The sequence below is a fragment of the Weizmannia agrestimuris genome (genome assembly GCF_943193165.1).
Classification (GTDB): domain Bacteria; phylum Bacillota; class Bacilli; order Bacillales; family Bacillaceae_C; genus Weizmannia; species Weizmannia faecalis.
On the sequence record NZ_CALPDC010000019.1, the window covers coordinates 39695 to 51550 of the forward strand.

The following is an 11856-nucleotide window of genomic DNA, read 5'->3' on the forward strand; positions in this document are numbered from 1 at the left end:
ACGAACAGGCTGGTCATTTTCAAACAGATCAAGATACAGACGCACAAACAGCACCTCCCACTATAATATTCTTAATTTTAACATATTCCTCCCACGCAGCGAATAAAATAAATAAAATCATGAAAAAGGGGAAGTTGGACGTGATTGTAAAACAGCGGGAATATCCCGCACAAATCCGGGCGGGAGAGGCGTTGCTGGGGAGGCTGCCCAAAAGGCATCCGCTGTATGGGCAGATTGCGGAGGATGTAAAAAAGTGGAGGGCGAAATATAAAAGGGAGAAGCGGGCAGACCGTTTTTTGGAGATTCTTCCGTCCGACCAATTCCATGTTTACCATGCACTGCCCATTGCAAATACATGCCTGGACGGGTTAATTCTCACACGGAATCTTGTTTTGATTATAGGCTACACCCATTTATCCGGCGCGATTTTTCCGGATCCGGCTTTTGCCCAGCTTATCCAGCAAAAAGGCGGGAAGGAAAAAGGCTGGCCGGAACCGTTTGCGTGCCTGCAAAAACAAAGAGAAATCTTGTGTACATGGGCCCGGATGCGGCATTTACCCGAATTGCCGCTGGAGTATTTGCTTGTCCTTTGCCATGAGGGGGCCGAGTTGAAAATGCCTGTTGCCAATTCAGCAGATGAATTGAGGATCTGCCCAGCAAGCCAGGCTGTTTATAAAGTGACAAAGATGCTGGAAACATACAGCCAGCTGGTCCTGGACGGCAAGCATTTTAAAAAATGGCACAAGCATTTGCTGGAATGCCGCGAAAATCCGGGGATCTGTCCGTGGCCGGTTGACCAAAGCGAAATGTATACGGGGGTCGGGTGCCCGCTGTGCCGCCGTTTTGAAATGGATTTTAACAATGGCGCATGGCACTGCCAGGTTTGCGGGCATGCCAGTAAAGATGCGCACCGTAAAGCGATAGAAGAGTTCTATTTGCTTTTTGGCCGGGATGCGCCAGATGAAGCGCTTTGTTCCTTTTTGCGCGTGGATGCACTAACAGCGGCACAAATCGTGCGCGAGGCAGCGCATTAGTCCGTAAACTGTGATGCCAGCCGGAGGACCGGCACTTTGCTTGAAGCCCGCCGGAAAAAGATCTTCATCCGGTTACGGGGGAACAGAATAATTATTGGCTGCCCCGATAAAATACTATCTAGGAATTTTGGTTTCTGAATCATAAACTAAGAAGCATTGGCCTGGCGTACAAGTAGCCCAAATCTATACGTTTCCCCACTGCCCATTTGGCGGCTGTATAGAAAACCGGCGGGTGCATAAGCTATTGAAAAAACGGTAACGCTGATTTCGAGGATCAAACATGATTGGGTATGTTGTTTCCCTCATTGTTTTTAATCTGGCTGTTTTTTGTGCCAATAAGCGGCTTTCCCCCGGGCAGATCGTACAGATTTGGACGTTTACCATAGCTTCCCACCTGGTTTTTGATGTATATATCGATTACAAGTAGCATGGCTACTGGTATTTTACAAAAGGGGTGGACTGGGAGAATCTCCCGGGTATGATTTGTTTGCTTCCGCCTGTGAATATTTTGTATCTTAACTGGTTTCCGTTTGGAAAAAGATGGCCAAAAAAGATACTTTATATTGCTGTTTGGGAAGTGCTGATGCTGGGGTATGAGTGGATCACCCTGCTGCCGGCACCATGGGGCTATTTTCATTACGGATGGTGGGATTTCACCATTTCGGCGCTTGTAAATCCGTTCCTCCTGCTCATTGTGGCCGGGTTTTACAAATGGGTTGTCTGGCTGGAAAACAAAAAAACTGTACCTGCTGAGCAGCAGCTACAGTGAAACAGTCCGGTCTTTCTGCCGGAGATAATCGGTATGATCATGGATGGTGGGGTCCTCTGTCTGGATAGTCGTATGGCGGATGCCGTATTTTTGTTCGAGCATCTGATTGACAGCCAAAATGACGCGCATCGGTTCAGATGAATGCTTGACAAATACATGGGCGGTCAGAGAACAATGGTCGGAAGAAATGTTCCAAAGATGCATGTCATGGACGTCTTCAATGCCCTCAATTTGATACATATCTGTACGGATCTGTTCTAAATCAAACCCTTCCGGCACCGTGTCCATCAGGATCAAATAGGAAGCGCGTATGATTTTGGCACCGCCGTAAAAAATGATGCCGCCGATTACGATGCTGATGAGCGGATCAAAGAAATTCATTCCCGTAAAATAAATGAGCAGGGCGGAAACAATCACGCCGGCTGAATTCAATAAGTCACCGATAAAATGCCATAACGCGCTTTGAACATTTAAGTTTTCTTCTTCTTTTGTGCTCCGGTGCAGCACAATGGTGAGGATGATGTTCACAACAAGCCCGGTCACTGCAATGGTAAACATCCACTTAAAATCAATGGGTTGCGGATGGACGAGGCGATTGATCCCTTCAATAAAAATACCGATTGAAATGCCCGTGAGTGTAAGCCCGTTCAGGAACGATGCGATGATTTCAAACCGCAAATAGCCGAATGTATATTTGCGGTTTGGCGGGCGTGTCGCCATAAACAAAGCAAGCATACTGAAGAGGAGCGCAATGACATCAGAAGCCATATGTGCCGAGTCGGAAAGCAAAGCAAGCGAATGCGAAATCAGGCCACCGGCAATTTCAACAAACATGAAAAACAAGGTTAGGACAAGCGTTGCCCATAATGCTTTTTTTGATGCGGACTGGACTTTGACATGGGGAAGGTGGTGATAATCATATTCCGGCATCATCGCACACCTCTTCCTAAATAAACTTATTTTCACCTGTATTGTAGCACGAAGAAACGAAAAAGAATAGCGTTTATTCTCAATTAATATAAATTTTTTGAATAATTGAGAATGGGAATCAATATGGATTAGGGGTTATTGCTGTAAACAAAAAGAAATAGAATCATTTATAATGCTTATTATATGATAAAAAATCAAATAGGAGCCTGCCCTAAAAGAGAAAAACCGCCAGAATCCTTTTCCCCGGCGGTTTTTGTGTGAAAGGCACGGCCTGAAAAAGTTTAACACGATTTCCCTTTACTCGACGGTTAAGCTCTTCGCCAGGTTGCGTGGGCGGTCAACGTCATAGCCGCGCACGATGCCGGCATAATAAGCAAGCAGCTGCAGCGGGATGGCGGCCAGGACCGGCATGAGAAAGGGGTGTGCTTCCGGAATGTAGAGCACTTCGTCCACGACGGCGCTCACTTCGTCATCTCCCGTGGTCGTAATCCCGACGACATATGCATCACGTGCCTTTACTTCTTTAATATTGTTTATGGCCTTGTCGCGCAAATGTTCCTGGGTGGCAAGGGCAATGACCGGAACACCTGGCGTGATCAAAGCCATTGTGCCGTGTTTCATTTCTCCTGCCGCGTAGGCATCCGCATGGAGATAGGCGACTTCCTGGAGTTTGAGCGCCCCTTCAAGCGCCAGGACATAATCGAGCCCGCGGCCAATCAGGAATAGATGCTCCTGGTCGTTTGTGACCTGTGCAAACTGGTCGATGGCATCCTGCGTCATCACCAGGCATTTTTCCACGTCATCAGCGAGTGAATGAAGGGCATCGAGCAAGGCAGGGATTTGGCCTTCGCCGGAACCGTGCAGTTTTTTTGCCAGAACAATCGAAAGCAGGACGAGCGCCGTAATCTGGGTTGTATAGGCTTTTGTTGCAGCAACCGCCAGTTCCGGGCCTGCATGCGTATAAATCACGCAATCCGATTTCCGCGCCAGCGTGCTCTTCCGGTAATTGCTGATCGCGATCACCGCCGCTCCTGACTTTTTCGCTTCTTTCAAGGCGGAAATGGTATCAGCCGTTTCTCCTGATTGGCTGATGGCAATGACGAGCGTTTTTTCGTCCAACCGCCCGTGCTCACATCTGAATTCAGATGCAATCGCGGCTTCAACCGGTATATCAAGCATGGTTTCGAGAATCTTTTTGCCGATCATGCCGGCGTGATGGGAGGTGCCACTTGCGACAATGATGATCCTCTCCGGATCTGTAAGCTTGCGCTTTGCGAAAAAATCGTCCACTTCCGGAATGACGACACCGCTTTCTGTCAGCCGGTCTTTTAACGTGCGCTTGATTGCTTCCGGCTGCTCCATGATTTCTTTTAACATGTAGTGACCGTAATCCTGCAGGTTGAGTTCGTCTTGGTTCCAGCGCACGGATGTCTTTTCCGGCACAATTTTCTCCCCGGAAAGTGTCTTAATTTCCACATTGGTCTGGGTCAAAATGGCCATTTCGCCGTTTTTAATCGGATAAATTTCTTTTGTATACGAAAGCAGCGCCGGGATATCTGAGGAGAGATACGCTTCCCCGCTGCCAAAGCCGATAATGAGCGGATTATCATAAGAAATGGCGATAATCTGGTTCGGGTGATCTTTTGCCATGATTGCAAGCGCAAACGCACCTTTTAATTGCGGAATGACGATCCGCACGGTTTCTTCAAAATTGCCGGTATCATAATGCGCGAGAAGATACGGAATGACTTCTGTGTCGGTGTCCGTTTGTAAACGATGCCCCTGCGCGATAAGGAATTTTTTTAATTGCTGGTAGTTTTCAATGATCCCGTTATGAACAACATAGAAACGTGCTTCTTCATCGCATAACGGATGGGAATTTTCAACGGTCGGCATCCCGTGTGATGCCCACCTTGTGTGGCCGATCCCAAGGCATCCGGCGGGAATCGGTTCGAGCTGGAGGGAAGCTTCCAGATCTTCGACGCGCCCCTTTTCTTTGCGGACGCCGATGGTTTTCATATCGGAGACGGCAATGCCTGCTGAATCATAGCCCCGGTAATCCAGTTTTTTCAGGCAATCGAGCAGAACCGGCTGTGCCGAATGTCTGCCAATGTACCCAACGATTCCACTCATCTTCTTCACCTCAACGTATCGCTTTCCTTCTATCACGTGTATTCCTATCTTCATGCTAACATGAACCGAGCGGGGAATAAAGCGATTGTGCTGCAGGCAGCAATGCCAGAATTTCCAAAGTATACCAGGAGGGATATTCGAGCACACGGACAAAAAGCGCAACCCGATCGGATTGCGCCTTTTGCCTCATCCAAATCTGATATTCAGATGACGTCCAGTACGGACTTATCCAAACCTGGCCTCAGATAAGTCCGGGGCTTCAAATAGTAGGCGGACACGAACCTTCACCGAAAGTATATCGGTTCCGGACGGTTGTCCCACTTGCCCGCTGGACAAATGCAGTGCCAAATACGGAAGATGAAGTTGCTGTCAAGTCTTTCATCAAAAACTTTACCAGTCCCTTCTTTTAAGATGTATTGGCCTTGCACTGTTCCTATTCCCGGCAGGCACGAAATAAAACAAACCAAAATATGGAAATCATGCTCTTTTCCGCTGCTCCGTCGCAGCCGGGATGATCGAAACATTCCCATACTTTGTGACCGACAGCTCCCCGCATCTGCCATAGTTTCCGAGTTTCGCATGCGGATCGGCATGAAGGCGGAGTTTTTTCAGCAAAGTGCCGGCTTTGACCTCAAGAAAAAGATCCACCGTCTGCTGTAATGCAAGCCAGTCCGCTAAAAGCGCAATATCAACGGCAGCAACAAAGCGCATCCTTCTTTGCGGCAACAGCCGGATCACAGCCGGAATCCGCCGCTCCTCCTTTGTGGTGCGGTTTTGCAAAATCACCGTGATGCCCGCTTCCTGCTTTGAGCGCGGCGGCAAATAGCCGATCTGGCCGAACCCTTTTAAAGAAAGGGCGCGGTTGCATAAGTCGCCGGCAAGCAGTTCCGCTTTTTTCGGTTGTAACCCAGGCGGCACGCGGACAGCGTCAGGAAGCAGATGGTCGAAATCATGCTTTCCTTTAAAGGCGCGGAAATCAAAGCAGCCGTCCGGCGTTACCGGCAAATACCCGCGCGAAACGCTTGCTGTTGCCGCAAATTCAAACGGCATTCCGTTGCGCAGGAAGAAATAGCGCGCCCGCACCAGCTCCGGTTCCGGCACATAGTAAACGGGAAGTATGACGCTGACTTTCACAAAACATCCTCCTTATCATTTCCAGTATATGCAAATCGTTGCGCTTTTATTGCAAATAAGATCAATTTTCGATAGAATGGACGGGGAATCACGATACGGTGAAAGTAATCCTGTGATCGCTCTGTTTGTGGATAGCCTCACAACCATGAGCGGTTATTTTTTGGCACAGATTTAAACATTGCATTCTCCCGTTTCATCATCTGTAGAAACGGGAATGGGCACAACTACCTTTCCACATCCGGCTCGCAAAAAGCGGATGCTGCCCATTGAGGTGAAGGCACGAACCCAATTCTATCAGTACCGGTATAAGCTAGAATTTCCAACGGCTGGTTTTCTTTTGGAACTTTCGGGAATCCGGCCCATATTTTCATATATATGCAACAGGCTTCAACCATTGGCATCACGCGGCCTGTTGCGATAAAATAGGCATTGTCGAAAAGTGGCGATGCTCGATGGAATACGATTTGCCAGCGATCCATTCACCGCTGGATAACATAGATTTTTTTCTGTATGGCACCGTTTAAGGAGCCGGCACAATGAAGGACTTTTTTTGAAAAAATTTTCCCGAAAACCGCACATCGGTCTGGCAAGGGAAAGCGAGGGGTAAACATGATGAAAATTCCCGGCAATACAGCAACCGGGACGGCACACGGAAAATTAATTTTAGCGGGGGAACATGCTGTTGTTTACGGACAACCGGCGATCGCGCTTCCATTCGATCATGTGAAAATTGAAACGGCAGTTATCCAAAAACAAGGCCCGCTCTCCATTGACTGCCGGTTTTACAAAGGGGCACTGGATAAAGCGCCGGAAAGGCTTCACGGAATCAGAGCATGTGTCAAAGAAATCCTCCGTACGTTAAAAAAGCCGGCCGAAAATTTGGCGATTAAACTGGAGTCGACCATTCCGATCGGGCGCGGGCTTGGCTCGAGTGCCGCTGTTGCCGTTGCCATTGTCCGCGGGCTGTATGCTTTTTTTGAAAAACAATTAACGAAAATGGAACTCGAACGGTTTGTCCAAATTGCTGAGAATTTTGCCCACGGGAATCCGAGTGGCATCGATATGATGGCGGTCATCAGCAATGATCCGATCTGGTTTGAAAAAGGGAAGGCGGCCCGGCCGCTTCCGTTTTCGCTTCCGTTTTATCTGGTGGTCGCCGATTCCGGGCGCGTGCATAATACGGCAATGGCGGTCGGGAGCATCCGTGAAAAAAGCGGTTCTGACCCGAAAACGGTGGAGTCCGCTATCAACCGTTTAGGCGAAATCGTGCACGAAGCGGGAAGGGCATTGATTGAAAAAGACGGACTGCATCTCGGCCGATTATTTAATGAAGCACATGCACAACTTTCCGTTTTGGGTGTTAGCGACGAAGGGCTTAACGCATTGTGCGCTGCAGCACGCTCAGCCGGCGCACTCGGTGCCAAACTGACCGGCGCGGGCCGGGGCGGTTGCATTATTTCGCTCGCCGAAAGCAGGAAAAAGGCTTTAGCAGTTGCGCAAGCCCTGCAAAATGCAGGCGCCGCCCAAGTATGGCAATTTTCGCTGGAAGGATGACCGTTATTCCGCAATCATGCAGCACAGCCCCGAAAACAGGAGATGCTTCATGTAAAAGAGGCTCCCTGTTTTTGCTTGTAGCGGGCAGCTCTTTTTGTCCTTGTCTTCAAAGTCGGGCGAATCATTAGAAGGCATTTTCCGTTGAAGCGGCTGGCAAAGGGGCCCCGAAGCTGCTGAGCTGGGGAATCACGGTCAGTTGATTCTTGCAATAAAATGGTTTGCGGCATTTTCCTTTGGAGATAGTTGGTCAGGGCAGCCTTTTTGTCCGGCAGCGAGAATAGCATTGACAGGGAAGTACCTTTTCAAAGCAAGAAGGCATTTTTACTGGAAGGACGATGAAAGATGGAGGCAACAGCGAGGGCCCATACGAATATTGCCCTGATCAAATACTGGGGGAAACGGGACGAAAAGCTTTTTCTCCCGATGAACAGCAGCCTGTCCATTACGCTGGACAGGTTTTATACGACAACAAAGGTGGCTTTTGATTCCGCTTTAAAGGCGGACGTGTTTTTTCTGAACGGAAAACCGGCCATTGATGCAGAAACGGCGAAAATTTCTCGTTTTATGGATAAGATCAGGGCATTTGCGGGAGAAAAAAGATATGCCTATATAGAATCGCAAAATGAAGTGCCGATCGCTGCTGGGCTTGCCTCTTCCGCATCCGGTATGGCGGCGCTTGCAGCTGCGGCTGTTAAAGCGCTCGGCCTTGAGGTGGACGGGCGCACACTGTCAATCTTGGCGCGCCAAGGTTCCGGGTCCGCCTGCCGCAGCATCTACGGCGGTTTCGTCGAGTGGCAAAAAGGTGAAAAAGCGGATGGCTCCGATTCACACGCGGTTCCGCTTCTCAGCGAAGACGATTGGGATCTCAGTATTTTATCCTGCCTGGTGGAATCAAAGCAGAAAAAAGTTTCGAGCAGGGAAGGGATGAAACGGACTGTCAGCACGTCGCCGTTTTATAAAGCCTGGCTCGAAACTGTGGAAACAGATTTGGCCGCCGCAAAATCCGCGATTGCAGCGCGCGATTTTACGATGCTTGGGCGCGTGCTTGAAGCAAATGCGTTAAAAATGCATGCGACAACGATCAGCGCCAACCCGCCTTTTTTATACTGGCAAAGTGCAACGCTCGATGTCATGCAGGAAGTGGCGCTTTTGCGCGAACGCGGGATTGAAGCTTATTTTACAATTGACGCCGGCCCGAATGTGAAAGTGCTGTGCGAACGAAAAGATGAAGAGACGGTATATCATGCGCTTTCTGCCATCCCGTCCGTCCGCGAAGTGCTGGTTTGCCATCCAGGTCCGGGCATTCAATACGGCCCGTTTTAATGCTTTTCGAAACGCTGGAACCCCGGCAGGAAGGCGCCAAAACATCCAGATGATGCACTTTTTAAAAAATGCCGTTTTTCCTTCTGCAGCCGTTGCTGAAAAAACCATTTAGGCGTCACTGGCTGTTTCGCGCTATTTAACGGCACCATGCCCGTAACGGGTTCTGGGCTGATTCCTTTTAATATGAGCATGGAAGTGCCATGGAACTTGTTTTGACGCGGGAAACGCAACCCCCGTCCGCTAGTTGGTCAGGGGGATCTATCCGAAAAAGCGGTGCAGCAGGCATTGGATGTGATGCTTGCAGATTTGACGGGTACACCGACCTAAAAAGGATTGAAAGAGATGAACGGGATGCAATTTCAAGTAAAGGCGCCGGGTAAACTGATGATTGCCGGCGAATATGCGGTCATTGAACCCGGTTGCCCTGCTATGGTTGCCGCGGTAGACCGATACATCACAATAGAGGTAAAAGAAAGCACGGAAAACCTTTTTTCTTTGCCGCAGATTGGCATTCCGCATGCAGCGTGGCGTGTGGAGAACGGGGAAGTCCGCTTTGACCGCGATGACCCGAAACTCCGGTTTATCCAAAATGCGCTCGCCGTTTTTAACCAGCTGCTTATGGAAAAATCGATTCCGCTCCGCCCGCTTCACATTACGGTAACGAGTGAACTGGATGATCCCGCAACAGGGCAAAAATACGGGCTCGGTTCCAGTGCTGCGATTCTTTCTGCCGTTCTTACCGCCCTTTTGCACGCCCACCAAGGGTTGCCGGAAACGAAGGAAGTCATTTTTAAACTGGCCGCCGTGGCCCATCTGAAAACACAGGGCAACGGGTCCGGCGCGGATCTTGCCGCTTCCGTGTACGGCGGCATGTTGAAATATGCCGCATTCAGGCCGGATTGGATTTTTTCCCGGTTGGAAGCGGGCTGCACAGTTTCGGAATTACTGGCAGAAAAATGGCCGTATTTGTCCGTTTCCAAATTGGTACTGCCGCCGGGCCTCATTTTTTGTGCGGGTTGGACCGGAAAAGCGGTGGCAACCGGGCCAATGGTGGAGCGCATCGGCAAATTGCGGGAGGCGGCAACGGAAACATACACGGCATTTTTACGAGAAAGTACCACCGCCGTGGATAAACTGGTGGAAAGTTTCATGCAGCAAGATATGGCTGGCATATTTGAGCACATCCGGCAAAACCGGCGTGCTTTGCAGAAACTTGAAGCAGCAGCCCATACCACCATTGAAACAGCGCCATTGAAGCAACTGGCAGACATTGCCAGCCGTTTCGGTGCCGGCAAATCATCGGGCTCGGGTGGCGGAGACTGCGGCATTGCCTTTGTAGCAGGGAAGGAAAAAGCTGCCGCCTTGAAAGCAGCATGGGAAGCTTCAGGCATTATCCCGCTTGCGCTTCATATTTCAGAACAAGGTGTGTCCATTATGGAGTAAAAATCCGCAAAAAAATGCGGATTTTTTGCTTTTCTGTGGAAACAACGGAAGTTCTACCCCAAGTACGCTGCATCCCACTTTTCTCAATCATTTGCTTCTCCATACTCCTTTTGAAATAATAGAAAAAAACGAAAGGAGATGGATTGGATGAAAGTTCTTGTTGCAGGCGCAAACGGAAAGATCGGAAAAATGCTTGTGGACCTTTTACAAAAAAGTGACCGCCATATTCCGCGCGCCTTGGTGCGGAAAGAAGAACAGGTTCAATTTTTCAGGCAAAAAGGGGTAGATGCGGTCATATCCGATTTGGAAGGCACTGTCGATGAGCTGGCGGAAGCGGCGAAGGGATGCGATTGCATTGTGTTTACCGCTGGTTCCGGCGGGCACACAGGCGCGGACAAAACGTTACTTGTCGATTTGGACGGCGCGGTGAAAACGATGGAGGCGGCAGAAAAAGCAGGCATCAGCCGTTTTGTTATCGTGAGTGCGCTCCAGGCCCACCACCGCGAAAACTGGAGCGAGGCCATCAAGCCGTATTATGTTGCCAAGCATTATGCAGACCGCGTGCTCCAGTCAACCAAGCTGAATTATACGATCATTCGGCCGGGCGGTTTGCTGAACGATCCCGGCACCGGAAAAATCGAAGCATCGGAAAACTTAAAACGCGGCACCATTCCGCGTGAAGACGTCGCACGCACCATTCTCGCAAGCCTCGATGAACCGAAAACATACCGGAAAGCATTCGACCTCGTTTCGGGGGATACACCGATTGAGGAAGAGCTGAAACGCTTATAGAAATGGGCAAATCAAAAAAGCAGCGATTTGTAAAAAACCCCTTACCCCCTGCTTCATAGAAGAAGGGGGTTTCATAAAGGTTCGGCTTGCTGGATACATGCATTCAGCAAGCCCTGCTTCAATATTTGCCATGCAGGATGAAGCGCAGTAGCATCCATTTGTTATCAATGATTTATATGAAGGTGGTGTTTCTAGTTGGGAGAGCAAAATCATATTCCAAAAAGAAAATTTGCTTGGGCAGACAAATGGATCAAGATGACTGGCGAGCGAGCAAGAATTGATGCAAAAGTAAATAACACTTATATTGTGTACGAGAAAAACGGCAAGTTGGTAAAGGAATATCCTAATGGAGATATAGTCCCATTAAAGCATAATGGTGAGTCATAATGCATAAGCATAGCCCCATGTTTTATGTGTTTGCGGGGAATAATGGAAGCGGAAAAAGTACAATAAGAAACAGCTCTGAGGAGTAAAAATTTTTCGTGATAATTTAACTATTCCCCCCCAAAAAATGCGGCTAAATATGTAATAATTTAAATAATTAGAGCTTGCTGGACGAATATTTTGGCATGGCTTAGTGACAAGTCGAATACAAGCTAAAATTTGATTCGTTCAGCAAGCCCTAATTAAACTTGGCTGTTTTGAGGGGGTTTTTATTTTGGTTACTAGAAAAGAAAAAAGAAATCGTGAAAAAGAAGCAAATTATTTTTTCGAGTTCCTTAAAATTCAGAAGCATTTTTTCAA

The 11856-nt window shown here is 48.8% G+C and carries 10 protein-coding genes; 7 read left to right on the forward strand and 3 right to left on the reverse strand.

Annotated elements, in window-relative coordinates; translation table 11 throughout:
* The first annotated feature begins 140 nt into the window (after positions 1–140).
* Complete coding sequence (locus NFR98_RS09130; RefSeq protein WP_026685148.1) at positions 141–1034, forward strand: NERD domain-containing protein; 894 nt, start codon at positions 141–143, stop codon at positions 1032–1034.
* 478 nt (positions 1035–1512) lie between these two features.
* Positions 1513–1803, forward strand: coding sequence for a hypothetical protein (locus NFR98_RS15815; protein ID WP_326241710.1), 291 nt, complete (start codon positions 1513–1515; stop codon positions 1801–1803).
* On the opposite strand, the gene NFR98_RS09140 is transcribed toward NFR98_RS15815, so the two are convergent.
* From NFR98_RS09140 to NFR98_RS09150, 3 genes are all read right to left on the reverse strand, one after another.
* The gene (locus NFR98_RS09140) at positions 1795–2736 is read right to left on the reverse strand and encodes a cation diffusion facilitator family transporter (RefSeq protein WP_026684857.1); all 942 of its coding nucleotides are present in this window, start codon (positions 2734–2736) and stop codon (positions 1795–1797) included. The genes NFR98_RS15815 and NFR98_RS09140 overlap by 9 nt on opposite strands.
* 294 nt (positions 2737–3030) lie before the next feature.
* A complete protein-coding gene (glmS, locus tag NFR98_RS09145; RefSeq protein ID WP_026684856.1) occupies positions 3031–4866 on the reverse strand; it encodes a glutamine--fructose-6-phosphate transaminase (isomerizing) in 1836 nt (611 codons plus the stop codon).
* Positions 4867–5343: 477 nt separating this feature from the next.
* On the reverse strand, positions 5344–6000 hold the full coding sequence (locus NFR98_RS09150; protein WP_017550697.1) for a hypothetical protein: 657 nt from the start codon (positions 5998–6000) through the stop codon (positions 5344–5346).
* Positions 6001–6609: 609 nt separating this feature from the next.
* Here NFR98_RS09150 and mvk point away from each other — a divergent pair.
* The 5 genes from mvk to NFR98_RS09175 all read left to right on the forward strand — a co-directional run bounded on the left by mvk (position 6610) and on the right by NFR98_RS09175 (position 11499).
* The gene (mvk, locus tag NFR98_RS09155) at positions 6610–7554 is read left to right on the forward strand and encodes a mevalonate kinase (protein WP_225620944.1); all 945 of its coding nucleotides are present in this window, start codon (positions 6610–6612) and stop codon (positions 7552–7554) included.
* A 342-nt stretch (positions 7555–7896) separates the two neighbouring features.
* Positions 7897–8877: a diphosphomevalonate decarboxylase gene (mvaD, locus tag NFR98_RS09160; RefSeq protein WP_061577367.1), complete on the forward strand. Its 981-nt coding sequence runs from the start codon at positions 7897–7899 to the stop codon at positions 8875–8877.
* A 342-nt stretch (positions 8878–9219) separates the two neighbouring features.
* Positions 9220–10320: a phosphomevalonate kinase gene (locus NFR98_RS09165; RefSeq protein ID WP_251459981.1), complete on the forward strand. Its 1101-nt coding sequence runs from the start codon at positions 9220–9222 to the stop codon at positions 10318–10320.
* A gap of 147 nt (positions 10321–10467) precedes the next feature.
* On the forward strand, positions 10468–11112 hold the full coding sequence (locus NFR98_RS09170; RefSeq protein WP_251459983.1) for an SDR family oxidoreductase: 645 nt from the start codon (positions 10468–10470) through the stop codon (positions 11110–11112).
* Positions 11113–11307: 195 nt separating this feature from the next.
* Positions 11308–11499, forward strand: coding sequence for a hypothetical protein (locus NFR98_RS09175; RefSeq protein ID WP_017550691.1), 192 nt, complete (start codon positions 11308–11310; stop codon positions 11497–11499).
* The last annotated feature ends 357 nt before the right edge of the window (positions 11500–11856 follow it).